Consider the following 25,230-nt stretch of genomic DNA (forward strand, 5'->3'; position numbering starts at 1 on the left):
CGATGAATGATCCACGAAAGCTATTCGTTGACGAACGATCGACGGGAATGTGCGTCTTTTGTGGTGGAAGGCCGAATACGCGTGACCATTGCCCTTCTAAGGTATTGCTTGATGAGCCGTTCCCGCCGAACCTGCCGGTGGTCAATGCGTGCGAGAGATGCAACCAATCGTTTTCCAAAGATGAGCAATACCTGGCGTGCTTCATTGAATGCGCGATCAATGGTTCCACCGATCCCTCGTCGCTACGCCGTACGAATATTGCAAGGATCCTTCAAAGTACGCCGCAACTTGCCAGCCAAATCCAAGCCTCGATGGTCGACGACCCCATCGGCGGACAGACATGGAGGGCGGACATGGATCGCGTGAGGAGCATCGTGGTCAAGCTCGCGCGCGGCCACCTCGACTTCGAATTGAGCATCCAGGAGATGGACGAACCCGATGAGGTCGTGCTCGTGCCGCTGGCGCGGATGTGTGAGGCTCAGCGCACCTTCTTCGAGTGTCCGGAACCCGGCCCTGCAGCTATCTGGCCGGAGCTTGGGTCGAGAGCATTCATGCGAATGTTCCCGAGCGGGGACAAAGTCGCAGATGGCTGGCTCGACATCCAGGAGGGCCGCTACCGTTACCTTGTGGGACAGACGCAGGGCAATTTCGTGCACATTGTTTTGAGCGAATACTTGGCCTGCAGGGTCGCATGGACGTGATGGCTGCTGAACTGCCATCAGGCACTTCGCGATCAAGATGTCGATCCCTGATGGACACCCTAACGCCGGATGCCAGATCCCGTCTTATGAGTCGGAACTGAAGCCAAGACACCAAGCCTGAACTTGCTGTCAGGTCGCTGCTGCACCGCCTTGGGTATCGCTTTCGGCTGCATCGCAAAGACCTACCTGGTCGCCCAGATGTGGTCCTGCCCAAGCATCGGAAGGCCATCTTGGTGCACGGCTGCTTCTGGCATGGGCACGGATGCAAGCTGGCGCCTGGATCAAAGTCGAACCTGGGGAAGTGGTCTCCAAAAATCGAGGCGAACCGCGCGCGGGACGCATGCAATATGCATTGCCGGATCTTGGTTGGGCGGTCCTTGAGCTTTGGGAGTGCGAGGTCCGGGACCTCCAGGCGACGGAAGAGCGGATTCGGCAATTCATAGGCCCCACATCAGTACGAACCTAGCCGTCGCAGCTGATGCAAGGGGCCGCGGATGGCGCGTTCACCACTGTGGTGTAATACGGTGAAGAGGCTCTCCAACCGCGGTAAAAAAGCTATGCAGTCTCCGTCAAAACGTCACGATAGCAGCATGCACGAGCGCACCGTCCGCGCGTCGATCAGCTTTTCTGAACAGCAATACCAGGTTCTAGAAAAGATCGCAGCAGAGAACAAAGTTTCTCTGGCTTGGGTTGTTAGGGACGCGATCGATGGCTACTTGAAATCCAAGTGGCCGCTTCTCCCGCAAGGCGCCGATGCCGAAGATGCACAGCTGAGAAGCAATAGAACGTGAGCAACATATTTGAAAAGAATGGCGATGAAATTCGGGTCCTATCCCTCTTCTCTGGGTGTGGAGGGATGGATTTCGGCGTCGAGTCGGCTGGCGGTCATGTTATTTTTTCAAACGATGTGCTTGCCGACGCTTGCAAGACACTCGAAAAGTACTTTCCCGATGCAGACATCCGGAATGAGGATATCGCCGGCATCGGAGCATTTCCAAATGCTGATGTTGTCGTCGGTGGCTATCCATGCCAGTCATTTTCGATGGCGGGAAATAGGGATCCTGAGAAAGACGAGCGTACCAACCTCTATAAGCAGTTCCTGCGCGTCATCAGCATCGTCCGCCCAAAGTATTTCGTTGCCGAAAACGTGTCAGGACTGAAGCAGCTGAACAGTGGCACGTTCTTGAGGGAGCAGGTGGATGCCTATGGAAAAGAGGGCTACAACGTCAGTTATCAGGTACTGAATGCTAGGGACTATGGCGTGCCGCAGTCCCGCAAGCGCCTTTTCATCGTTGGTGTGCGGAAAGACTTGAACCAGGAGTTCGAGTTTCCCTCTCCGACGCACGGGAAAGAGACCAAATCATCTGGTCCGCTTAAACCGTATGCGTCACACGGCGAAGCAATCAAAAGCCTGCCTCTTTGGCCGGAGGGCGAGTTCTACGAGCGGCCGCACGATCCCACTGGCCACTTTTCCTGGTACTACATGTCACGGAACCGCAAGGCCAAGTGGGCTGATCCTGGGTTCACTGTTGTGGCCAACTGGCGGCACATCACGCTGCATCCAGCCAGTCCGGTTATGACGCTGACGTGGTCGAACCTCGCTGATGGATGGAAGCAACGGTGGGACTTCTCTGACCAGTACGAGCACCTTGCGGCAGATCCGAGCCGACCAAAGCTGGAACAGGCGCGCAGGCTTTCTTGGCGTGAGTGCGCGCGCATACAAACCTTCGGGAGCAAATTCGTCCCCGTCGGCGACACTGCATCCAAGTTCACGCAGATCGGCAATGCTGTTCCACCCAAGCTGGCTAAGGCGATCTTCTCGCACTTATTTTCCGGCGCGGGCCTGGTCAGCACTGGCGCAGTACCTTCCAAGGCGAGGTAAGCCCGGATGGACATTGCTCGCAAAATGGCATGGGAAGGCCTGTGACTCGCCGCGCATGCTCTTTGCTGGTCAACGCAGTGCTTTCTGCTTCAGAGGCTTCAAGGAACGAAGCCCAGCTGAGGCATGAATTGGAGAACGCGCTGGAGCAAGCCTGCCTTGCCCTGTCGATCCCTTGGACTCCGTTCCAGCTTGAGCGGGCCCTTAAAACTACGGGCAAGCCGACCAAATTCGCCGATGTGGCACACGGCGCAGTGATCATCGAGTATGAGCCACCCAAGTCGTTCGGCGGGCGCGCGGGAAGCAAGGCGAGCCATGCGCGCCAGCAAGCTGAAGAATATGCAGAGCTGATCTCCGCGGAGGAGGGCAGGGCGCTGCAGGAGTATGTGCTAGTCGCCTGGGATGGAGCCCATGTAACCTTTGGCAAGTTCGAAGGGGCTGCCGCTACCTGGGAGGGAGTTGTTGCGTTCGACGCTTTTTCGGCGGACCGCTTGCTTGCTGCACTGAAGAACGATGGCCGCCCGCTCGTACATCCGCAGCTCCTGCAAGCGCTGGTGGGACCGGACTCCGAATATGGGTCCGCGCTCATTCCAGAACTCTATGCCAGCATCTGCAAAGCGGATGCTTCGCCTGCCACCTCGAAAACGAAAATGCTGTTTGCTGAGTGGCGCAGGCTGTTCAGCCAGGTCGTGGGGTTCCAGCCAGCACAGATGAAGAAGCTGCTCACCCGGCAGGAGATTTCGCATGACCAGCCGTACCAAGAAAACCCGGCAGCCTACCTTTTTGCGCTGAACACCTACATCGCCATCATTGCGAAAGTTGTGGCTGCTTGTGCGCTGCCACGTGCCAGCCAGGACGTGCTGCAGCAAGGCGTACCTATCGCGCAACGGCTGCGGGCGGTCGAAACGGGCGAGCTTTTCGAGCATGCGGGCATCCTGAACATGCTCAGCGGAGACTTCTTTTCCTGGTACCTGGATGACGGGGACTGGCCCCGTTACCAGCCCCATCTCGGCGCGCTTCTCGGCCGGCTCGGGGGCGTTGATTTCACCGTGTCGAAGAAGCACGCGGATACGACGCGCGACCTTTTTAAAGGCATTTACGAGCGGTTTATTCCCAGGGAAGTCAGGCATGCGCTTGGCGAGTTCTACACGCCTGACTGGCTGGCGGAGCACGGGATGGACTTGATGGGGTGGGAACCTGCCGATTCGCTGACCGACCCGACATGCGGGTCAGGCACCTTCCTGCTCGAAGCAATCAGGCGCCGCCGCAAAGCCTGCAGCGGCGCGACCGCGCAGTCCCTGCTCGCAGGGATTCACGGAATCGATCTCAACCCCCTTGCCGTTCTCGCAGCAAAGGGGTCGCTTGCCGTCTTCTTGTCACCGCACCTGGATCCGGCGCAGCCCATCCGGTTGCCGGTGTACTTGGCGGACGCCATCAATCCAGCTGCTGTCGATTTCTTTTCCAACTACAGCTACATGCTGCATACAGAGGTCGGTCCCAGGGAGTTTTCCGTCCCAGAGCGGATGATCGCGCACCCAGAGTTCTTCCGGATCTTCTCGAAGGTCAGGACGCTGATCGATGCCGACTATCCGGCAGCAAAAATCTGCAGTTCCATCTTTTTCGACCTCCAAAGTATGGGCCTGGACCCTTCTGACATTGCGATCGTCAGCACGACAGTCGCTAACTTGGTGGATCTGCACGACCAAGGCTGGAACGGCATCTGGTGCTCGATACTGGCCGACCGATTCGCAGCCGGCGCGATCCCGCCGTCTTCGCACGTTTGCGGAAACCCACCATGGGTGAAATGGAGCAATCTACCCAAGGACTACGCCCAGTCGATCCAGCAGCACTGCCGCGGCCTCGGCGTATTCAGTACGGATAAGTGGGTGGGCGGCATCGAGTCGGACATCTCGACCGTGATCACCTACCAGGCGGTGAAGCACTATCTCGCCGAGGACGGGCGGCTTGGCTTCTTCCTGCCAGGCTCGGTGTTCACCACCGAATCCAGCGCCGGATTCAGGCGGTTTTCGATCGATAACGGGCGCTTACCGTGCAAGGTTCTGCTGGTCGAGGACTACCAAGAGATCAGGCCCTTTGACGGTGTTAGCAACCATGCAACGTTCCTGATGGTGCAAAGGGATGCGCCCACAGAATTCCCTGTTCCATACCGCGCTTGGGTAGCGGGCGAGGACGCTTCACCGAACCTGCGGACCTATGCTTCCGCGGAGCAGTTCCGCCTCATCGCCAAGCGCATCGACGGTATCGCGGTGCCGGTACCTGGCGGTGATGGAATGCGGCCGTGGCTTGTGGGATCTGTGCAGGACCAAGAAGTGTTCGCGAAGGTTTTTGCTGCGGGAGCAAAGCCTGAATACAAGGCTCGAAAAGGGATTACCACAGACCGTAACGGGATCTTCTGGGTCCACGCTACCGGCCAGTCCGGGCCGGGACTGGTGACCGTGCAAAACGTAGCGGACATCGGGAAAACGAAAGGCATTCCACAGGTCACGGCGAACGTCGAGTCTGAGCACTTGTTTCCGCTCTTGCGCGGGCGCGGTGTTGCACCATTCAATGCGGTGCCTGAACCAGAGCTTCGCATCCTCGTACCTCAGCGGGGCATGCATGGCGACCCTGATTTGCCGGCGGCATTCCCGCAGACCTTCAAGTTCCTCAATCGCTTTAAAGACCAACTTGAACAGCGCTCGAGCTTGAAAAGGTTCCAGAGGGGGCAGGCGTTCTACTCGCTCTGGAGCACTGGCCCCTACACGTTTGCACCCTTCAAGGTGCTTTGGAGGGAAATGGGTAACTCGTTTGCTGCCGCCTACATCGGAAGCGCAGAGATCGACTACGCGGGGGAAAAGACCGTGATTCCGGATCACAAGCTCTATTTCATACCTGTGGACTCGGAGCCGGAGGCCGCCTATCTGACGGGCTTCCTGAATGCGCCCATCATCGCCAAGGCCGTTTCCGCATATGCTGCCCAGCTCAGTCTCGGGGCAAGCGTAGCGGAATACCTGAATATTCCGAAGTTCGACGAAGGAGACGAGCAGATGGCCGCGATCGGAAGCATTGCCCGGGACCTGACGGCTAGGTCAGGGAATGCGAGTCCTTCGGATCTCGCTTTGTTGGATGCACAGGTTCGTGATCTGCTCGCAATCTGAACGACTCTCTGCTGGGGGCAGATGAATCACGTGATAGCTGCGGCGCGGGCCTCGTCGACATATGCGAAAGCTGGCATTTCATCGAGAACTGCAAATTGCTCGGCAAGCCCAAGAATGCGGAGGCGGTCAACAATGATTACCTCAGCTAGATCGCTTTTCTTTGCCCAATCTCCATCTGCACGCCGGAAGTCGAGCGGCATGAAGTAGTAGTTAGCCCAAGGATGCATGACGGGCAGCCGATGGCTGTGCTTGACCGGATGCGCTTCTAGTTGCTTGTGTTCCCAGTCATCGCGCGAGCAGCCGCATTGGGCCATTGCGATGGGAATGCCTGACCGAAGGTCACTCATGGGGTGCCAAGCGACAATGTCCATGCCACCATCGCCGGTGTCTGCGAGATTGAAGTCGGCTTGGGCAAAGTTGGGTGTGCAGCGCAAGTCGGCAGCCAATGCCGTCAGCTTCTGGAACAGCGTACCCTCGTAGGGTGCAGGCCGGCCAGGCCCTGCCCATGTTGCCCGGATCTCGGATCCAGGGGGCAGGAGCTTCGAAAAGACGGCAAACGAAATTTCCTCAAAGATGCGAGCAACTCCATTCCTGCGACCCTTCTCAAGTGTGCGCAGGGACGACGCCAGAAGCAGTGCGAGATAGAGGCGTTGCCGCTGGGAACCGTCGAAAGCAACTGCAATGGTGTCTTGATCGTCGGAAACCTCGAATGGATACGCAGTGCCGAATGCAGCGCCACGGATCTGTACGTAGTTCAAGATGTCGCGCCAACGAGCAGCTGGCTCAAATCCACGCCCCATGTCCTTGGCCCGCTGCGCAACGCCCGATAGGTCCCCCGACGTGAAACATCTATCGGGATGGACAAGGGCTTTGATTTCAGCGAAATCGGCCCAGAACATGCCTTCCGTCCCCTGGGGCGGCTGGTCCAGTGATATGAACATTACTGCTCCAGCTTCGACTCGATCGCCGTCCGGACAAGGCGCGCCTGTTCAGCGAGCTTCTTGGCCATTTCCAGGTGCGAGCTGTTGACGGTGTTGGAGCTGGGAACCATCTTCCACACTGTGTTGACGCGGTCAATGGCTGCCTGCATGGCGTTTTCCAGTGCCTGGAGCGGACCGTCGCTGTACAAATAGGCTTCGGCGAGTTGGTTTGTCTCCAAGAGCACTTTGACCGCTTCAGGATTCTGGACGACCGCTGCCAGATCTGAAAGGTTGCGGGATTCTCCGAGAACAGTACGGCCTAGCTGGTCCTTCGAGAAGAACCAACCAAATGCACGCTTTAGGTTTGCCTCTTGCAGGCCAGGCATCTCCACGTCGCTTTTATTCTCAAGGCCTAGCCATTCGCAGATGCTGGAGTAGTTCAGCGCTGTAGTTAAGTAGGAAAATTCCACATCCTTTGCAGTAAGAGGCAGGCCGAAGAAGTTTTGGCTGCTTTCAGCGCGTATGTACAAATTCAACGCCGTGAGCAACTGAGCAACATAGTCACTCCGGCTGCCGATCTCGTTAGCCAGCGACTTGAGCTGATCCGTCTTCGTATCATTTGAATAGAAAGTTTCTTTCAGCTCCGCAAGGTACCGAGCCTTGGAGAGAGCATCCCATTCCTGGATGCCGGTAATGTGCCTGTAGCCCAGGTAGCGTAGGACGTCCTTTCTGGCCGTGTAGACAAGGCAAGGCAAGGCAACAGGGAATTCCTTGACCACCGCTTCGGCGCGGATTTGGCCGATCGAGGTCTTCCGGCGCGCTGGCGGTGGGATTTCTCCATTCAGCAGCTTCACCGCAGCTAGGCGGCGATTGCCTTCAACCACCGTAAAGGGTGCATTGCCATCCTCGGAAACCACAAGCAACGGTTCGCCGGCAAAGTACCCCTTCTGCCCGATGGAGAGCATAAGGTTCTGCGCCCCCTCCTTGTCCAGCATTTCCTCGACGACGCTTTCCACATTGCTCGCGTCGTTCAGGCGGTAGAACCGTGGATTTTCCGGGTCAAACTTTAGATCGGCGGTCGCAATCTGGCGCACCGTCTGGAGCTGAGACGGAGGTGCTTTCGGCGACCTTGGTTTCTTTGCTGTTGCCATGTGTCCTTGTCTTTCCTAGGATTCTCCGACCGGTGTAGAGCCAAATCTCGTATTTTTTGTGATGGCGAGGAAAGTTCATCCGTAGCCATGTATGTAGATTATTGACCGTTGCACACTATGACATGGTGGTTTCTCTTGGCTTGTTGAGTGCCGCCGAGACAAAGGCTGCTGCTCGGCGCTAAGCTGCAGGTTTAGCCTGCGGCGCAACTAGCGCTTCGGGTATGAACCCTTCATCCGTCAAGGCGCGCACCACGCCACGCAGGAGCATGTTGTGGCTGAACCCAATGCTGTATTGCCGGGCGCCCGGGTTGATGGGTTGCAGCATGCCGCCGTCCACCAGCTTGCGTATCTGGTAAGTGCGCTGGTTGGCGTTGAGGTCGGGCATGGCGGCTTCCAGGTCGCCCGCCTTCACCGTGCCGGCTTTGATGGTGGTGGTCAGCACGGCCTGTTCCAGCGGGGTGATCAGCTGCCGTTCGCGGGCGTAGTTCACCGCAGGCAGTAGCACCTTGGATTTGAGGTGTTCGTAGTCAGCCAGGCGGTCTACTTTGGTCAGTTCGTCGCGCACGCCGCTGAGCACATATACACACCATCGCTCCAGCGCTTCGTCGGTGCCTGCGTCGGCGTCGCCCAGCCGGGCGTAGTAGGCGTTGCGGTCGGCGCAGAACACGGCGGCCGGGTTGAGAAGCCGGCCCACCGCGTTCACGCGGAAGCCGTACTTGATGAGCATGGCGTAGGTAAGCAGGCGCACCACCCGGCCGTTGCCGTTGCCAAACGGGTGCACCCAGGCAAACCGGTGGTGCGCCAGCGCGACCTTCATCAGGTCGTACTTGGGCGGGTCCGCCCGGTTGATGAACGTGACCAGCTCGGTCATGTAGTCCGGCACCTGGGGCGCTTCGGGCGGCAGGTGTTCGGCTTGGGCGATCTTCACCGTACCCTGGCGGTAGCCGCCGGGGTTGGTGTCGCCTTCCCGCTTGAGGCCGGCCACCGTGGTGGCGTGCAGGCCGCGCAGCAGGTGCTCCGTCAACGGGGCGCCGGGTTCCACGCTGTCTTCCAACTGCTGCATGGCGTGCTCAATGTTGGCGATCTCCTGCAGTTGCTCGGACCGATTCGGACCGTCGATGACCCGGGCTTCCACGTAGTCGGCCAGGGTGGTGTGGTTGCCCTCGATGCGTGCCGAGGCCAGGCTCTCCAGCACGTGGAAGACCTGCTTGAGCTGCATGAACACCGGCATGGGCGTGGTGCCCTGGATCTGCAGGCGCCGCAGGTGCTCCAGGTCTGTCAATACATCCAGCAGCGGCGAGTCAAAGCTGGGGTTCAGCAGCCGCAGCGGGTGGTGAACAAACTGAACCATGGGGGCTGGAATCTGAAATGGGGTGGATGGATATCTGGACTCTAAGTCAAAAAATCCTTTTCGGATATACGTTTATATATTTGGTTTGATTCGGATATCTGGAAAATTCCTGATATCGGAACTGGAAGGAGCTGGGTGAGGAAGCTGGATCGGGTCGGTCTGCTGGCGCAGCGGCAGCGCAGGCATGTCGCCCTGGGTTGGGCTCCACCGCCATTCAGGGTTGTCGCTGTCGGGCTCTGTGATTTCGGCCGACGGGGATGCTTTCGGGTTGTACTCGCGGTCAATGAAGAGAGGACAGGGGGTCAGGCCGCAGTCCAGCAGGCTGGCGCAGACCAGTGCCTGGGTGGTGGGCACGTTGTACCGGAGGCTCTTGATGAAGCTGCGCCCCTGTCGCACCAGCGCCCCGACCAGTTGCCTGTCCCAGCCGTCGTCCACCGGCAGCCACTGCGCGGTGGTGAGCATGAGGGACAGTTCCACGATGCCCGGCGTGCCAGCTTCGTCAACCCGGAAGGTGGCGATCATGAGCAGATGCAGGTCGGGCTCGGTACCCCAGAGGGTGAGTTCGTGTTCAAAGCTCTTGCCCAGGCGCCGGTACAGCGCGTCGTCCAGCACGAAGGCCTGGTCAGGCAGGTGTTTGAAGACAGCCTTGTGCCCGTAGCGAGCGGGCGCGATGTCCTTGACTTCGGCCACCATGAGCAGCAGGGGCTGGGGTTGTCCGTGTCTCGGGGCGCCATGGGCCCACAAGCGTTGCCGGCGGGACAGGATCGCCTCGTGCTGTTCCACCGAAAACACTTCGGGGACGTAGAGGCTGCGCAGCAGGGCGTGGCAGTGGACGACCTTGTTGTCGGCGGCCTGCAGCAGGTGCTTGCGCACGGTGCCCCAGGTGCGCCGGCCGGCAAAGCCGGGGTTCCAGTGGGTCATTTCGGCCTGATCCCACAGGTAGTGCAGCAGGGCGCGCAGGCCTAGCCGGTGGCCGTGGGCGACCACGCTGCTGCTGGTGCTGGCGGAGGGGGGCTGCGCGGCCCGGCCGGGCAGCTTGGTCATCGGGAAGTCGAGCTTGAGGGTCGTGGTGCCGGTGGCCGGGTTCTCGACGATGGCGGTGCCGACCAGCGGGCCGAGGCCGCTGAACTCGGCCGGCGGTTCATAAGACGGGCAGGTGGTGGCGTGCTGGCTGCCAGTATTGGGCATGCGTTTGACGGTGTAACCGTTCAGGACGCGGGCCACGTACATGTCAACGCCCGGCCCGATGGGCTGGCACAGGCAGCGGGGGCGCAGGTGGTGTTCGTGCGCGTTGGCAATGGCCTCTGCCAAGCCGGGGGCGTCTCTCGCCCAGCGCTGGTCACCAATGGCGTAGACCGCGTCTGAGGCCACAGGTGTGGTCATTGCAAAACTTCAACGAGCCGGCGCAGCGCGTTCGCGACTGCGCTGCTGATCTGGTTGAGGTGTCACGGCCGGGCGCTGGGGCGGTGCGTTCTTGTCGTAGACCCGGACCCTGGGGTTCTGGCCGTCGCGGATGCGCTGGGCGAGCTTCTCGGCGGCGGCGACCATGACGGCTTCGCGCCGTTTCTCGGGCACGCGGTTGGCGACGAGGATGGCTTCGATGGCGGCCAGCACGGTCTTGCGGCCACCGCTGCCGCGACCCGATGGTTTGTCGGTGTTGGTGGCGGCCGTGGGTGCGCTGGCGTCCCGGTTGGGCTCGATGCGATTGATCTGGCGCAGCTCGCGCTCCACCTTGAGGCGTTCCAGGTCGGCCGGATTGGGCTCGTAGCCCAGGGTCTTCACACCGCGCGCTGCGGCTTCCAGCCAGACCAGGCGCCGGAAGTCTTCGCTGCCCGTGACTCGCAGGGACCGCCAGTTGCGGGCTTCGGCCACATCGACCATGGAGCGGGCCACTGAGGGGCTGTTGGTGTCGGTGACCAGTCGGAAGGTGGATTCGGTGAAGGCAACGCGAGAGGTATCACCGCGGAAGCGGTATTCGGTCAGACCGAGGCTGACGTCGCCCAGCGTGACCGGGGCGCGCTTGATGATGTAGCGGTCCACCAAGGCGGCTTCCAGCCGGGAGACGAGGGCTTCGCGTTCGGCCTGGACCTCCATGCGGGCGCTGGCTGGCGGGCTGGATGCTTCGGGTGTTTCGATGCCTTTGTCTTTGGCGGGCAGGGGGATGACATTCGACTCCGCCGTCTGGCGTGCTGGATCGGTCTTTGCCGGTTTCGCTTGCGGTGCAGTCGCAGGGGGCTGGGCATCACGGGATTCGTCTCGCTGCCATTGGCCGTCGATCTTGTGAACGAAGGACTTTTGCCCGCGCACATCTACGACGACGAACCGGTTGGCGCCGAGCTGGTCGGCCTTGGCCACCATGTCCTGGTAGCGGTCGGTGCGGTAGGTGAGTTCGGCGAACGGGTCGCGCAGTTCATACCGCTCGCCCGGCTCCGGCTCGGGTGCCTGGAAGGTGCGGATGGCGACGGCGGCGCGATCCACGGGTTCCACCGTGCCGCCCAAGGAGGCGCTGGTGTTTGCCGTGGTCTGATCCACGCGCCGGGCCGGTGCAGCTCTTTCATCCATGGTGGTCTCCTTCAGTGGTTGATTCCGGCTGGCGGTTTGTCAGAGTTGGGAAGGGGCAGGGGCTTGAGCGGACACCGGTGTCACCCGGTACACCTCGATCTCGACGCGGCGGTTGAGGTTTTTGCCTCTCTGGCTGCTGTTGTCGGCCAGGTGGTCACCGCTGGGTTGGTGGGTGGTGCGGATGCGAGCGGCGTCCACGCCCGCCGCAATCAGGTAGTCGCGCACGGCGTTGGCCCGGGCCTGCGCGATACGGCTTTCGGCTGAAGAGTCGGTGGTGCCATCGGTGCGCCCCCTCAGCACCACGAGCGGCGCGGTCTTGGCTTCTTCCACCAGAGCCGATGCCTCCTCGGCGGGGATCGAGACCCGGGTGCTGTTGAAGTCGAAGTGGACGATGCGCACGCTGTTGGCTTGCGCTTTCTCCTGAATCGACGCCACCAGCTGCTGGCGCGCCGCCATGTGGGCCAACGTGGCGGTGGTGGTCTCGGCGAGGCGGCTGGATTCTTTGGCCTGGATGCGGGTATTCTGCAAATCGTTCTTGCACACCTGCAGGTCGACGGCCATCTGCGCATTGGCGGGCCGCTTCTGAGATTCGTCCACGGTGGGGGGCTTGGGCGGTGAACTGCAGGCGCCCAGCAGCGCAAGGCTCGCCAGGGTCAGCGCAGTGCGCGGGGTCGGGTGGGTGGTCATGGCTGTTCCTCCAGGGTTTCGAGCCGGATGGGTTCTGTGTTGCTGGTGATGGACGGTACGGAAGGATGGGCCGGGGTGGACTCGACCTCATCGATCTCTTCGACCGGCTCGATGGACCCGCCTTCACCGACAGCTTCCAGCCTGTAGTCGAAGAAGCCGATGCAGGTCTCCGCCAGCTTCTCGGGTGGACCTTCCATCTGGTCTTTGGTCAGCTTGACGTCGTGATTCAGAACGCCGATGTCCATGCTGGTCTGCCCGGGCGGAAGTTCGTCTTCGGCAAAGCGCCACCGTTGCTGAACTTTGGCGAGGTGCTGATCCATGTTCATCTGCGGCACCTTGGGGGCGGGTAGCAGGCGGTCTGTGAACGCCCGGTCCTGGAAGTAGCGGATCTTTTCGCCGAGGATGGGTTTGCAGTTCTCGCAGATCACCACCAGCCGCTCGGTACCCAGTTCCTTGAACTCTTGCGGCAACAGCAGAGATCGTCGCTGCTCGCTTTCGTTGCGGCTGATGGTGCTGTGACCTTGTCCGCTGAAGGAGCGGCTGCGCCCCCGGGACATGACGCGCTCCGTGAAGTGGCCCAGCATGGCGCTGTATTCGTCGGCATCGCGCTGCTCGCGCGGGGCGAACAGGATCTGCAGGCCGTGGTTGGTGGCGAAGGTGCGGGCTTCCTTGTCGCCATAGACCGCGTCCAGCTGCGACATGGCCTGCACCACGGTCAGCAGGCGCAGGTTGTAGCCGGCCAGGAAGGCTGCGGAGTGGGTGATGATCCCGACCCGGCCCATGGCGGTGAACTCGTCGTTGACCAGTAGGCACTGGTACTTGAGCGACGGGTCGTGCTCCGGTAGGTGCTGCGTGTTGAGGCTGACGAGCTGGGAAAAGAACAGGGTGAGCAGCGGCCGGGCATTGGCCAGGCGGTGAGGCGGGATGCGCACATAGACCGACATGCGCTGGCGGCGCAACTGGCTCAGGTCGAAGTCGTCGGCGCTGGTGGCGGCATCGACCACCGCATCCGCAAAGATCGTCAGTGGTGCATGGAACGTAGCCACCACGCTGGACAAGGTGTTTTCCGAATTGCACAGCAGGCGCTGCAGGGCATCCAGGCATTCATCAGTGAACGGCTTGCCGGCTTCCTTGCGCTGCTCGATCAGGCCGCTGAGATGTTCTTTCAAGGGGCGCCCTTGCCCAGAAGACTGCCGCAGCATTTCGCCCACCGTGCGGGGCAACTCAGGCGTTTCCAGCAACAGCAGGCCCAGACCGAGGAAGAGGTTGCGGGCTTGGTCGTTGAAGAAGGCTTCGGACGAGGTGCCGCTGCCGTCGTTGGGGTAGAAGACCTGGCCGATGCCCAACAGGTCACCGACGCGGTGCAGGGGGCTGGTGCGAACCGCGGTGAGCGGGTTCCAGCGGTGGCTGCGGGCTTCTTCGTCGAAAGGTGAGAAGGCGTAGACCGCCTGATGGTGCTTCGCCCTGTAGCCTGCGGTGATCGCGTGGTTCTCGCCTTTGATGTCGAGCACGACCACCGAATCCGGCCAGTTCAGCAGGTTGGGCACCACCACACCGACGCCCTTGCCACTGCGGGTGGGGGCGGACAGCATGACGGAGAGCTGACCGGGCAGAGCCAGGAAGTGACCATGGAAGCGGCCGACCAGGATGCTCGGGGTGTTGGTTTGCTGATCGGTCAGCAGCAGTCCGGCGCGCTTGACTTCAGCGGTGGAGGCGAAGCGGGCATCGCCATGCAAGGCTCGGCGCGGGCGGCTGGCGGCGTACATGGCGCCCGGAAAAACGATCAGCGTGACAAAGCCAGCCATTCCGATGGCCGTGACCATCCGCCGCCGAAGCACTGGCACATCGGCATACAGCTGCCAATAGCCCAGGATGCTGTCCCAGCCCGCAAGCTTGGGGTTTGCCTTGCTGAAGACCAGGAACAGCAAGGCCGACAGGTACAGGGCCGCGAACACCAGTGCAGCGAACCCGAAGAGCATGAACACGCTGGCCGCCACCTTCCGAGCAGTTGGCCAGGACGCCATGGGCAGGGCCAAGGACGCGCTCATGTCTGCACCCCGTCAAACAGGCTGGCTTGAGCATCGGGTGCGTTGCCAGAATGGTTGTCGTCGGAGGCGAAACGCCTGCGGCGCGGCTCGTAGGCGATCTCGGAGATGAAGCGCCCACGTTCGTCGCGCCCGAACTGCACGATGACGTCGATCACGATGCCCAGTAGGCCTTTGATCTCGTCCAGGCGCAGACCACCGCCGGCGCTGCTCTCGCGGATCATGAGCGACATCTGTTCCAGTGCCAGAGCACAGCTGCCGGCGTGCACGCTGGTGATGCTGCCGGGGTGACCGGAAGCGGCCAGGCGGATGAAAGAGAAGCACTCTTCGCCGCGCAACTCGGCCAGGAAGATGCGGTCGGGCTTCATGCGCAGGCAGGCTTCAAGCAGCGACTTGGCCGTGACGCGTGCTGTGCCCTGTGCGTCCTTGCTGTAATACAGGTGCACCACGTTCGGGTGGTTGGGCAGGGTGAGTTCTGCCGTGTCCTGGATGGTGATCAGGCGCTCGTGGTGCGGCACTTCCTCCACCAGGCCTTTCATGAAGGTGGTCTTGCCAGATCCGGTCTTGCCGCTGACCACGATGGTCTGGTGCTTCTGCACTGCGAGCCGCAGAAACTCCGCATAACGACCAGCCGATTTCAACGCGAGCAGCTGCTTTTCAAAAGGCTGAAGGCCGTCGTCATCGTCACCCATTTCAGCGCGTTCATCGATTCGATTGAAGAGGCCGTCGCTTTCGAAGTCGTCCAGCCGCTTGATCAGCTCCGATGGCTTGCGCACCGTGATGGACACAGTGCCGCGCGTCACGGCTGGAGGAATGACGAACTGGATGCGCTCCCCGCTGGGCAGCGTGGCCGACAGCAGGGGGCGTTCCTGGTTGATCTGCTGGTCGCAGTAGGTGGCCACGGCTGTGGCCAGCGACAGGCAGCGTTCTTGCGTCATGTTGGGCGCGTCTACCTGCTGCCAGCCCTGCACGGTTTCCACCTGCAGCACGCAGGGGCGGTTCACGCAGACCTCCAGCACACCCGGAGCATCCAGCTGTTCGCGCAGCGGCCGCAGGAACTCGACCACCGAGGTCGCGTCGCCACACCAGCCGTCTGGCTGGGCGTCTTCGGTGAAGGGCAGGGCGTTCATCGTTCGACCGGCTGCAGTGCGTAGACCGATGAGAAGTCCACGTCGCGGGCCACGTAGATGCCGACGATGCCGCCCTGGTTCTGGTAGATCAGCGGCGGGATGTTGATGGTGCTGTCCAGCACTTTTTCGGCCAGTTTGCTGGTGTTTTCGGTGGTGGACGGCAGGACGATGGTGTCTGCGTCGCGGTCCTGCATCTGGTTCTGGATGACCAGCTTGACCGAGTCGTCGATCAGGGAAAGCAGCATCGCGGCGCCGATGCGGTCGCCCCAGCGGTTGTCCACATGGCCGTCGATGCCCGACTCGCCCAGCTGCCCGGTGCCTGGCGATTCAACATCCACCGTGACCCCGTGCGGTGTGCGGATGCGGGTCCACAGCACGGGAATGCGGACCGTGCCGGGCCGTACCGATGCGATACGGTATTCCCCGTCCAGGTGCGATCCGCGCTCGATCAGCAGCACCCGGCCGTTGTCGCTGTACACGTCGCGCTGCACCTGGCAGCCGACCAGGCCGGAGGTGGCGCTGATGACTCGGGTCTTGAGTGCACAGGTGAAAGCTGTGCCCTTGGGCAGGGTGAGGCTGCGGTCGCCCAGCGTGGTGGCTTTCACCCGGGGTGTGGCGGAGCCCTGCAAGTCGCCGCCGAACAGGCTGGCCGCCGCAGTACGAAGGCTAGGTCCGGTGTCAGGTGACGGCGTTGATTCCGCACCTGAGCTTCCCAAACCTCCTGGAACGGTATTGCCCTGGGTCAGGTTGTCCAGAAGCCCTTGCAGTCGGCGCTGGTAGTCCTGCAGTTGCTGGGACGTGGTCGCCGCTGGATCGTTGGACGATTGCGTGGTGTCACCGTTGGCGCCAGCGACGCCGCCCGGGCGGGACGACACCACCAGCACTGGTGCGTCGTCCGGCGAAAGGGCTTTGGGTCCGGACGGTGTGGCCGTGCCTGTGTTCCGCAACCCGATGGGGTCGGCCGCTTCTGCGGGTGTGGGAATCAACGCAGGCACACGAGACGCCGCAGGCTGTGTCATGTCTAACTGGCGGGTGCCAGCGCCCGCGGCCGAGGGCCGGTCTCTCAGCAACGACTTGTCTCTCTCTGCATCGCTGTTGTGGTCAATGTAGCGGTAGAGGTACAGGCCGCTCATGCCTGCGACCATGGTCACCACCAGGCCGATGACCGAGATGTTCTTCCAGGACAGGTTGAGGGGCTGGCGGCGGGCAACGTTGGGAACACCCGCTTCGCCAGGCAGGGGGCTGATGGTGTTGCCGCTGTCCTGCGGCGATGGATCGTCGTTTGGCGCCGACGAACCCATGGGTCGTTCAGTCATGGTTTTGCTCCCGTGCTGGAGGGTGAATGGGAGGGATCGGTCTTCAACAACCGCTGCACACCGGGCACGGTGGTGGAACCTTTGGCCGGCGATCCCTCCAGATCAAATGCTTCGTTCCAGATGCCCACCACGGCCAACCCCGCTCGCAGCATCAGGCGGCGGCTGACACGGTCCACCACCAGCATGTCGTCCTCCATGCGGGCATTGACCAGGGTCTCGCTGCCGTCGCCCAGCACATGGAAGACGGCGGGCACCTCGCGGTTGCCTGGGAAGCGCAGGTAGGTGAACCGACCGTCGTCGTAGACCAGTGTGGGAACGATGTCTACCGAACCGGCACCTTCGGCCAGCGCGTACTGGGTGTTGAGCACGGTGGGCTTGGCCGCCAGACGCTCCGCCACGATCTGCTGGGCCGTCGGTGGGGGCGGGATCGGCGGCAAGCTCGCCAGCGCATCCAGTTCCATCTCCGCCAGACTGGGCGGGGCTGCTGCGGGTTTGGGGGACCGGATGGCCATGCGAAAGACAGGCGTCTGGCGGTCGCCGTCCGGCAACACCACAAAACGCAGGGCGTGCGAGCGTCGGTCGGTGATGACCGCCAGGTTGTTGGGAGCATCGGCGGCGCTCTTGGCCTTGACGTACAGGTGGCGCCCACCCGGTTGGGCGGCCACGCACCAGGCGGCATCGGGCTTGCTGCAGTCGCCGCCCTGACCGACCGCCACCTCGGTGATGACCTCTCCCTTATCGAACTCCACCAGCGTCACCATGCCGCGCTTGACCGGGACGGTGACCACCGCGTTGACGTCGTAGACCACCTCGCGCAGGCGCGGATCGGACTGGTCCGTGGGCTGCGCCGCAGAGGCATGCGGAGGAGTGAGGGTCAAAGACGCCAGCACCATGGGTAGTACCAGGAGGTTCATGGCTTCACTCCAGTGGTCGGGGTATTGATCTCGGGGTCGGAGCGGTAGGCCGTGACCACGAAGCCGAACGGGTTCTCCAGCCGGTCCGACTCTTTGGCCAGCACCTTGGGCTGGTACTGGTAGACCACGCTGGCCACGTGCCGGGTGGTCACATCGGGCAGGTTGCGGTCGGTCATGCGAACGACCTTGTCGTAGGTGACGGTGGCGTCGCTCTGGTTGCCGCTGCGGCCCGATGCGCGCAGCCGCACACCGACGATGTTGATGCGCCACTCTTCGGTGGAGCCCACCTTCTTCTGCAACGCGCTGTCGCCTTCGAACTGCCGGTTGTATTCCGAGAAGACGGCGGGCACAGCCATGCGGGCCACCTGGTCGAAGTCCCGCTGCAGGAACATCCAGCTGTAGGCCTCGCGTGAACGCACGAAGGCAGCCAGGTTGTGCTTGTCCAGCGCTTCCATGGCGGGAATGGTTTCTTCGCTCAGCCGCTGCTGGATGGTCGTTTCACCGGTGACCCGGTCCACCACGATGGGGATCTCCACCACCTTGCGCAGCGGCCCCTGCACAAAAACTGCGGCAATCCCGATCAGACCAATCGTCAGACCCGCAGCTGCGGCGGCCCAAGCCCGGCGCTCGGAGCGCTCCAGCATCAAGGCGCGGTCGATTTCCCAGTCCCGGTTGGCTTGCAATGACGGGACTTCAGGCGCAGGAGGGGGCGTCTTCGGCTGTTTCGGCCATGCGGCGGCCTCACCTGACATCAGGATGGCACTCATGGGGGACTCCGGTGGGGTGGTGGTTACGGTAGGAAGTCGGAGACCTTGCCGGTCCGGCCAAGCATCTGGTACTGGCGTTCGCGCTCACGGGACCGGGCGATGCGCTCTTCGCTGTCGGCCATGCCTTGAAGCATCTGGATTTGTGAGGACTCGTGCGCCAGCAGGGCGTTCTCAGCGCCGATGCGGGCCTGAATTTCCTGCACCGATTTCTGGTCGGTGGTGTCGTTGATCTGGGTCATCAGCGACTGGATCTGCTCCAGCCGCTGGGCCGCAGACTTCATGGCGTCCTGCAACAGCCCCTTTTGCTGGTAAGGCTGCGCCAGGGTGGCCTGACACTCGGTGCGCGCATCGCCGGTTCGGTCCATGCAGTTGTAGAGCATCCCAACATCGCGCAGCACCTTGGCCGTGGCGTTGAGGCCGCTGTAACCCGAGGTGTTGATGGCGTTGAGGTAGGTGTAGGCCTCGGCCGGGATGTAGTTCTTGAGCAGCGGGTTGTTGAATACGTCGCCCAGGCTCCGCATGCCGTTGATGCTGTCGATCTGGGTCTGCAGATGTTTGATCTGCTGGATCTGGTTGTTGATCTGCGTGATGTCGTTGACCACCTGCTGCACCGCCTGAAACAGGTTGGCAACATCGATCACGGGAATGCCACCGGCCCGCGCGTGGCTGGCACCCAGAGAAATCAAAACGGCGGCGGCGACCTTGAGGCGGTAGTTCATGGTGTGCTCCTTGGCAAGTGGGAGATCAAGACCGGCCGCGCAGGGCGGCGAGTCGGTATGCCGCAGACCGTGCGGCTTCGTAGCCCCTGCGGGCCATGTTTCCGGCGTAACGACCTGTGGCTGCTACGGCGGCACCCGTCGTGGCACCCGCACCAGCGCCTGAGCGGATCACGCCCCCCGCGCCTGTACCGCCTGCTGATCGGGCAGAGGATGCTGAGCGCAGGCCCGAGACCATCATGGCGTTCTGGATCATCTGAATGCCTTGTTGAATCGCTGCGCCCCCTGTCAGGGCCGAGGCGAGGCTGGGCGCCTGGAAGCAGAGGATGGCCATGAGGATCATCAGCACGCAGTAGCGGGTGGCTTCACCCAGCACGTTGAAGGTGCTGCCGAGGAAGCCGCCACCGTCGTTGATGGCCTTGAACATGGCGGCGCCCATGTAGGCGCTCAGGCCCAGCGCGAAGAAGGCGAACCAGGTGAGCACCACGGCGTTCAGCACCATCGACAACCAGCTGTCGAAGAACCGGGCGGTGGGGCGCCAGGCCAGGCACAGGATGAACAGCGGACCGATGGCGATCACGAATGTCAGGAACAGCTTGGCGAGCGTGACGACAAAGAGGGCGATGCAGAGGAAGAAGACGGTTCCGATGGAGAAGATGCCGCCCGCCAGCAGCAGGTCCAGCCGAAGCACGCTGGCCTCTTTCATAATGTCGGCTACTTGAGCGCTGGCGTCGTCGTTGAACTTGTCGAGAAGGGCGTAGGGCGAGCTGATCGTGGCGGGGTCAACGCCAGAAGGCAGAAAGGTACTGGCCACGCCCATGGCCAGCGCGTTGGCGGTGTCCGACACGTTGCTGATGTAAAAGCCTGACTGCAAGGCAAAGGCCAGCACCAGCCCGATCTTGAACACCTTCCAGACGAAAGTGGGCACGGTTTCAGACACCTCGTTGCGCAGCACGGCCCAGCCGTAGAGGGCCACCCACAGCGTCATCGCCGACAGCGCAATGGGCGTGATCGCCGACATGAGCGAAGACACCACGCCAAGCACATAGGTGCTCAGGATCACGTCGAAGTTGGAACCGACCCAGGCGAACATGACATCGCTCCCTTATTGCGCGGCCGGGTAGGGCAGGTTGGTCGGTGGCGGCGCGAAGACCTTGAGGCACTTGCTGCCCAGGTCAGGGTACTGGCACTGCAGCCATTGGCCGCCAACCTTCACCACCCAGATCCGCGAGAGCTTGGTCGTGCCGTAGCTCGACTTGCGGCAGGTGCCTTCGCGCGCATAGACTTCGGTGCATTCCTGCAATCCGTCGCGCGTCTCCACCATGTGCCAGGGGCCTGCGTGGCAACCCGCCTGAGCAAGGCAGGGCTTGGACTTGCGGATGGGACCGGTGCTGGGCAACGGTGCGACTTCGACCAACCTTTCGCCGGTGGCCGAGGTGCTTACCGCCTCATTGCCTTTGACGAACTGAGCGCTGGCGTTCGTGCTGAAAGCGGCAAGCGCCAACACGATGGGAAGGGTGTGAAACCGGTTCATGACGCTCTCCTGGAGTTGCGGGACTTGCGATCCTGAACCTCGCGCAGCAGCACGGGAAGCCAGAAAAACGGATCGTTACCGTGTTGTGCACGAACGGTGTCCAGCAGGGCGACGTTGTCGGTGGTGGCCGACAACACGGTCACGAAGTCCTGCAGGCCGCTGAGGTCCAGCTCGCAGATCGCACTGCTGTTGCCCTGCTTGACCAGAAAGCGCCTGCCGCCTTGCGCGCCCAGACTGCGCACGATGCCGAACTCAGCTGCGCTGAGACCGAAGCCCTCCACGTATTCTTCGCGCACCGCTTCCGGGTTGGCCAGGAAAATCTTGGTGACGCTCTGCTCCACCATCGTTCGGCCAATGGGGTGACGCAGCACGTCGGACGGGCTCTGCGTGTCGAAGATGCCCAGGCCGTTCTGCTTGCGGATCGTCTTCTGCTTTTGTTTGGCGAAGTCGCTGAAGATTTCGTGGTCCAGCGCTTTCCAGAATTCCGAGATCACATAGATCAGCCGTTCGCCGTTGACCAGTTCCTCCATCACCTGCAGCAGGTACAGCATGACCGGCGTGCGGACCTCGGGCAGGTCGAGAAACTCGGTGGTGTCGAAGGCGATGACCGAGGCGGACTGCAGGTCCGTGAGCTGGTCGTTGGCTTGATCAAACACCCAGCCCAAGGCGCCGCCCTCACACCAGCGGCCCAGGCGATCGTACAGGCTGTTCTCGCCAGACTTGGGCAGGTTCTGGCGAATGGTCGAGAAGCGGCGCAAGGCGGTCGGCATCATCGCCACCGTCTTCACGGCGTCGGCAATGGCGCGCTCGTCTGCTGGCAACAATGGCAGGGCGGGGGTGGCGATACAGATGCGGATCAGCTGTTCCCAGAATTGGATGCGGGCCGGCGTGGGGTCGCGTTGCAATGGGTTCAGGTGCGTGGGCTTGCCCGCTTCAAGCGTGAAGTACCGACCGTTCATGGCCCGGATGGCAATTTCGCAACCCCGGTCCAGATCGAACAGCACCAGCCTAGGTGCCGGGTCCCACTTTCGCGTCAGCGTCAGCAAGAACATCTCCAGCGTGGTTTTACCGACCCCGGTGGATCCGATGATGATCGTGTTGCCCGGCAGCTTCTTGTCGGCCGAGTCTTCGCCGTCCGGACTGCTGTGGAAGTTCAGATAGAACGGCTGGCCGGACGGTGTTCGCAGCAGAGCCAGCGCTTCGCCCCAAGGGTTGCCGTCGCGCTTGCCGCGGGCGAAGTTGTGCCCGCTGGCCAGGGTCGCGAAGGCGCGGGAGGACAACTTGGCATCGCGCGGTCGCCACTGCCAGTTGCCCGGCATCTGGGCGAACCAGGCAGCGTCGGCCACCAGGTCCACCGGCGACATCTGCAGGCTTGACGACTCGCCCACGGCGCCGATGGCCTGCGCCGCGCGCCGGCCGGCATCGGCCAGGCTGTCCTCGCCCGGATTGCCGAAGACCACCAGGCTGTAGTGGTACTCACCCATGCAGAACTGACCATCGCCCAGCTCGTTCAGCGCGTCGTCCATGTCCGCGATCTGGCTGGCCACCACGTCGTCGCTGGCAATCAACTGATCGCGTTGCAGTTCCAGGGCGCGACTGGCCTCGCGGCGCGGCAGGATCGAAAAGCTCTGGGTCTCGATGAACTCGCTGTCTTCGTACAGCAGAGCATTGAGGATGCCGGGTTCGACGGCGTCGGCGTATTCCTTGATGTCCACCAGGGCCGCGCAGCGGCGCTGGTCGCCGTTGCGCAGCTCCAGCTTGTCACCACCAAAGGAGAGGCGGGTGGTAGGAAGGGTGCGGTGCAGTGGACCTGTCGTGAATGGCACGGGCTTCCAGTACCCGTTGACCAGGTATCCCAGCAACTCGGCGACTTCCGAATAGATTCGGCCTTTCTGTTCACGAACCCCCAACAGCTGGGGGCCGAAGCCACGCAGGACTCGGTGCACGAACGCCGTTCGCTCTTCCATCACGCGCAAGGCTTCCGCGTGCGCTTCTTCGATGGCGGCCTTGGACCGTTGCGACGACTGCAGGGCCCGGCTGATACGGGAGGTGTTGGGCCGGTAGACCAGCGTCAGGTACAGCTCATTGCTCATCATCGCCCGCCGGTTCAGGTGTGCCTGATAGGCCTGAGAAAGGTCTTTGGCAAACCCGACTTCCGGTGGGTCGGTCAGCGCATCCTGAATCTTGCGGTGCAGCCGGTGTGTCCAGATGGCCCACTGGCCACCCGAGAGATTGCGCAGCAGGCTACAAAGCGCTTCGTGCCGTTCCGTAACCAGGTAGTCGTCGGCGCACTCGAATGCCACGCCGTCGAGCCGCCACACCCGCAGGAAATCGCCACCACGGGTGATCACATCGTGGTCGCTCACCAGTGACGAGAAGGGCACGAACCTGGTCAAGGGGTTTTCTGCCAAAGCCTGCGACCAGTGACGAGGCTGAGGACCACCCATTACAGGGCGTCGCTTCGCGCGGCTTGAACCCAAGCGATCAAAGATGCCAGACATCGGATGCTCCCCGGAACAGGGTGGGTGAGTAGCTGCGCGCGCGCCAGAACCGTCGGTTGCGGTCGTGCAGACGCAGCTTGAGTGCAATGAAGATTTGCCGAAACCGCTGGTCATCTCGAGAAGTCACCCAGCGCATCCAGAAGAGGGTGGGGACGAAGGACATCAAAACTCCAAGCGCAATCCACCAGCTCACCAGAATGCCGCCCCACATCATCAGCAGCATCCCGCTGCCGAAGAGCACTACCAGCGGCACCAGTGGAATGCCCAGCTTCATGGCTGGGCGGGTTGCACCCTTGTAGATGGTTTCGGCTTGCATGGCGGGTTCCTGCTGAGGTCAGCTGACGATGTAGCTGGCAAAAGCAGCTGCGCCACCGACCAGGGTCCCACCGATCAGGATGTTGGCCACATCCGCCAGCCGGGCACCCTGAAAGATCATCTTGAAGCCGGCCCAAATGATCGCGATCGTCACCACGGCCACAGAGATCGTCACCAGGATGGCATTGACGTTGGTGACGGTTGTGTTCACCTTGTCGAAGCCTTGCGCCCAGACCTGGGGTGGCAGCAACATCAACAGGCTGAGGGCACGGACCTGGCCTTGAGACAGTTTCTGGCGATTCATGACGGCTCCTTGGATGAGGGGTTGGAACGAGGGTGGGGCAGTGAGCGGGCAGCGGCGACAACCTTCTGCACATAGCCATGGCGAAAGCCGGTTGAGAAGTTGCCGCTGTAGTAGCAGGAGAGGGCTTTGCGCAGGTCGAACTGCTCGGTGTCAGCGCGACTGCGGGTTGGGCCTGATCGGTCGAAACATTCCGTCAACACGGACTGCATGGCCGACAGGTTCTGGCAGGGATCGAAGGCACTGCTGGTGTTCAACCCCAGACGCCGGAAGTTGCCCACATTGATCTGCCCCAGACCAACGCTGAAGTTGCGCCCGTCGCGCAACAGCTGGTGGGCTGTGGCCAGCGCTTCATCCCGGTTGCTCGGCTGGCGGCGCAACGCACCACCCACGACGCCGATGGCCCAAGGGTTGAAGGCACTTTCCACCGAGACGAGCGCATGCGCTGTCGTCAGATGGACTTGTGGTGCACAGGCCAGGGCCAGCGCCGCAAACGTGGAGGCGTCCATAGCGCAGCCCTCAGGGACGTGAGCGCTGCCAGGCAGCCCGGTCGTCGTCGTACTTGGTGTCCCAAGATCCAAGTTGGGACTTGGCCACGGGGCTGAAGTCCGTCACCGTGTCGCCACCCATGTCCCACCAGGTGCGTGTGAACGGCTTGCCGTCAATACTGACCGTGATTGCACCGGTGTAATCGCAGGTGTAGATCAGACCGCTTTCGGTCTCGTGCACCCGGGTGTACTGGGGTGGGCAATTGCCCGGTGCACGGGCCCACGCGTGCCAGGCGGAGTTGCCACTGCCGGACATCCCGCACGTGGGAAACGCCTTGCCTCGGGCCAGATCCCGGAGCACTTGCCGAATCGGCGGCACGCATTGGGGGATCGACTTCCAGCTCGGTGCTGCGAAGCACAGCAACACCAGGCAACCGTCCGCGGCATGCGCGGCCGTGGGGGCAAGAAGGCTCAGCGAAAGCACCGCAGCAGACGCCACTGCCGAGTCCAACGTCCGGTCGGTGTCCGCTGCTCGCGTTGTTCCGGAGCGCAATAGAAAGCGCCGATTTCTTGAAAGGATGAAGTCCATCAGACACCTCACAGTTCCCGCATCCGCCGGAGGTGAAGGTCACTTCATCTCACTGGGTGCAGTGAGGTCAATGTAGGACTGAGCGGAGCCTGTTCTGCTGCTGGATTTGGGCTGATTTCCAGCGGAATCGAGCTTTGCAGATCACTGGGCCCATGAGGCAACCCCAAAAAAGAACGCCCGGCGCGAGGGCCGGGCAAATCAAAGT

The 25,230-nt window shown here is 62.0% G+C and carries 24 protein-coding genes; 5 read left to right on the forward strand and 19 right to left on the reverse strand.

What is annotated here, in order from left to right; all coding sequences use genetic code 11:
* Positions 1 to 2: 2 nt before the first annotated feature.
* From ACS5NL_RS21210 to ACS5NL_RS21230, 5 genes are all read left to right on the forward strand, one after another.
* Positions 3 to 701, forward strand: a complete 699-nt coding sequence (locus ACS5NL_RS21210) for a hypothetical protein (protein ID WP_439355952.1) — start codon at positions 3 to 5, stop codon at positions 699 to 701.
* Positions 702 to 841: 140 nt separating this feature from the next.
* Positions 842 to 1,144: a hypothetical protein gene (locus ACS5NL_RS21215; protein WP_439355982.1), complete on the forward strand. Its 303-nt coding sequence runs from the start codon at positions 842 to 844 to the stop codon at positions 1,142 to 1,144.
* Between the two features lie 147 nt (positions 1,145 to 1,291).
* Positions 1,292 to 1,492, forward strand: a complete 201-nt coding sequence (locus tag ACS5NL_RS21220) for a ribbon-helix-helix domain-containing protein (protein WP_439355953.1) — start codon at positions 1,292 to 1,294, stop codon at positions 1,490 to 1,492.
* Complete coding sequence (locus tag ACS5NL_RS21225; protein WP_439355954.1) at positions 1,489 to 2,583, forward strand: DNA cytosine methyltransferase; 1,095 nt, start codon at positions 1,489 to 1,491, stop codon at positions 2,581 to 2,583. The genes ACS5NL_RS21220 and ACS5NL_RS21225 overlap by 4 nt, the downstream gene beginning before the upstream one ends.
* Positions 2,584 to 2,711: 128 nt before the next feature.
* Positions 2,712 to 5,738 (forward strand): N-6 DNA methylase, encoded by a 3,027-nt coding sequence (locus ACS5NL_RS21230; RefSeq protein WP_439355955.1) that lies wholly within the window; start codon positions 2,712 to 2,714, stop codon positions 5,736 to 5,738.
* A 26-nt stretch (positions 5,739 to 5,764) separates the two neighbouring features.
* On the opposite strand, the gene ACS5NL_RS21235 is transcribed toward ACS5NL_RS21230, so the two are convergent.
* The 19 genes from ACS5NL_RS21235 to ACS5NL_RS21325 form a co-directional block, all read right to left on the reverse strand.
* Positions 5,765 to 6,637: a hypothetical protein gene (locus ACS5NL_RS21235; RefSeq protein ID WP_439355956.1), complete on the reverse strand. Its 873-nt coding sequence runs from the start codon at positions 6,635 to 6,637 to the stop codon at positions 5,765 to 5,767.
* Between the two features lie 41 nt (positions 6,638 to 6,678).
* Positions 6,679 to 7,809 carry a hypothetical protein gene (locus ACS5NL_RS21240; RefSeq protein ID WP_439355957.1) on the reverse strand — a complete coding sequence of 377 codons (1,131 nt, stop codon included), beginning with the start codon at positions 7,807 to 7,809 and terminating at the stop codon, positions 6,679 to 6,681.
* A gap of 178 nt (positions 7,810 to 7,987) precedes the next feature.
* Positions 7,988 to 9,160 (reverse strand): Fic family protein, encoded by a 1,173-nt coding sequence (locus ACS5NL_RS21245; RefSeq protein WP_439355958.1) that lies wholly within the window; start codon positions 9,158 to 9,160, stop codon positions 7,988 to 7,990.
* A gap of 72 nt (positions 9,161 to 9,232) precedes the next feature.
* Positions 9,233 to 10,543, reverse strand: a complete 1,311-nt coding sequence (locus tag ACS5NL_RS21250; protein ID WP_439355959.1) for a DUF1173 domain-containing protein — start codon at positions 10,541 to 10,543, stop codon at positions 9,233 to 9,235.
* A 9-nt stretch (positions 10,544 to 10,552) separates the two neighbouring features.
* Positions 10,553 to 11,722 (reverse strand): LPD7 domain-containing protein, encoded by a 1,170-nt coding sequence (locus ACS5NL_RS21255; RefSeq protein WP_439355960.1) that lies wholly within the window; start codon positions 11,720 to 11,722, stop codon positions 10,553 to 10,555.
* A gap of 39 nt (positions 11,723 to 11,761) precedes the next feature.
* The gene (locus ACS5NL_RS21260) at positions 11,762 to 12,409 is read right to left on the reverse strand and encodes an OmpA family protein (protein WP_439355961.1); all 648 of its coding nucleotides are present in this window, start codon (positions 12,407 to 12,409) and stop codon (positions 11,762 to 11,764) included.
* Positions 12,406 to 14,457: a type IV secretory system conjugative DNA transfer family protein gene (locus ACS5NL_RS21265; RefSeq protein WP_439355962.1), complete on the reverse strand. Its 2,052-nt coding sequence runs from the start codon at positions 14,455 to 14,457 to the stop codon at positions 12,406 to 12,408. The genes ACS5NL_RS21260 and ACS5NL_RS21265 overlap by 4 nt, the downstream gene beginning before the upstream one ends.
* Positions 14,454 to 15,584 (reverse strand): P-type DNA transfer ATPase VirB11, encoded by a 1,131-nt coding sequence (virB11, locus tag ACS5NL_RS21270; protein ID WP_439355963.1) that lies wholly within the window; start codon positions 15,582 to 15,584, stop codon positions 14,454 to 14,456. The genes ACS5NL_RS21265 and virB11 overlap by 4 nt, the downstream gene beginning before the upstream one ends.
* On the reverse strand, positions 15,581 to 16,885 hold the full coding sequence (gene virB10 / locus ACS5NL_RS21275) for a type IV secretion system protein VirB10 (RefSeq protein ID WP_439355964.1): 1,305 nt from the start codon (positions 16,883 to 16,885) through the stop codon (positions 15,581 to 15,583). The genes virB11 and virB10 overlap by 4 nt, the downstream gene beginning before the upstream one ends.
* A gap of 11 nt (positions 16,886 to 16,896) precedes the next feature.
* Positions 16,897 to 17,814, reverse strand: a complete 918-nt coding sequence (locus ACS5NL_RS21280) for a TrbG/VirB9 family P-type conjugative transfer protein (RefSeq protein ID WP_439355965.1) — start codon at positions 17,812 to 17,814, stop codon at positions 16,897 to 16,899.
* Positions 17,811 to 18,581: a VirB8 family type IV secretion system protein gene (locus tag ACS5NL_RS21285; RefSeq protein WP_439355966.1), complete on the reverse strand. Its 771-nt coding sequence runs from the start codon at positions 18,579 to 18,581 to the stop codon at positions 17,811 to 17,813. The genes ACS5NL_RS21280 and ACS5NL_RS21285 overlap by 4 nt, the downstream gene beginning before the upstream one ends.
* 23 nt (positions 18,582 to 18,604) lie before the next feature.
* Positions 18,605 to 19,300, reverse strand: coding sequence for a TrbJ/VirB5 family protein (locus ACS5NL_RS21290; protein ID WP_439355967.1), 696 nt, complete (start codon positions 19,298 to 19,300; stop codon positions 18,605 to 18,607).
* Positions 19,301 to 19,325: 25 nt separating this feature from the next.
* Positions 19,326 to 20,390, reverse strand: coding sequence for a TrbL/VirB6 family protein (locus ACS5NL_RS21295; protein WP_439355968.1), 1,065 nt, complete (start codon positions 20,388 to 20,390; stop codon positions 19,326 to 19,328).
* Positions 20,391 to 20,402: 12 nt separating this feature from the next.
* Positions 20,403 to 20,831, reverse strand: coding sequence for a hypothetical protein (locus tag ACS5NL_RS21300; protein WP_439355969.1), 429 nt, complete (start codon positions 20,829 to 20,831; stop codon positions 20,403 to 20,405).
* Complete coding sequence (locus ACS5NL_RS21305) at positions 20,828 to 23,278, reverse strand: VirB4 family type IV secretion/conjugal transfer ATPase (protein WP_439355983.1); 2,451 nt, start codon at positions 23,276 to 23,278, stop codon at positions 20,828 to 20,830. Before ACS5NL_RS21305 ends, ACS5NL_RS21300 begins: the two co-directional genes overlap by 4 nt.
* A 37-nt stretch (positions 23,279 to 23,315) precedes the next feature.
* Positions 23,316 to 23,648 (reverse strand): VirB3 family type IV secretion system protein, encoded by a 333-nt coding sequence (locus ACS5NL_RS21310; RefSeq protein ID WP_177134485.1) that lies wholly within the window; start codon positions 23,646 to 23,648, stop codon positions 23,316 to 23,318.
* Positions 23,649 to 23,666: 18 nt separating this feature from the next.
* On the reverse strand, positions 23,667 to 23,951 hold the full coding sequence (locus ACS5NL_RS21315; RefSeq protein WP_234265043.1) for a TrbC/VirB2 family protein: 285 nt from the start codon (positions 23,949 to 23,951) through the stop codon (positions 23,667 to 23,669).
* Positions 23,948 to 24,457: a lytic transglycosylase domain-containing protein gene (locus ACS5NL_RS21320; protein WP_439355970.1), complete on the reverse strand. Its 510-nt coding sequence runs from the start codon at positions 24,455 to 24,457 to the stop codon at positions 23,948 to 23,950. Before ACS5NL_RS21320 ends, ACS5NL_RS21315 begins: the two co-directional genes overlap by 4 nt.
* A 10-nt stretch (positions 24,458 to 24,467) precedes the next feature.
* Positions 24,468 to 25,025 (reverse strand): hypothetical protein, encoded by a 558-nt coding sequence (locus ACS5NL_RS21325; RefSeq protein ID WP_439355971.1) that lies wholly within the window; start codon positions 25,023 to 25,025, stop codon positions 24,468 to 24,470.
* Between the last annotated feature and the right edge of the window lie 205 nt (positions 25,026 to 25,230).

It is taken from the genome of Hydrogenophaga sedimenti (genome assembly GCF_051857515.1).
Lineage (GTDB): Bacteria > Pseudomonadota > Gammaproteobacteria > Burkholderiales > Burkholderiaceae_C > Hydrogenophaga.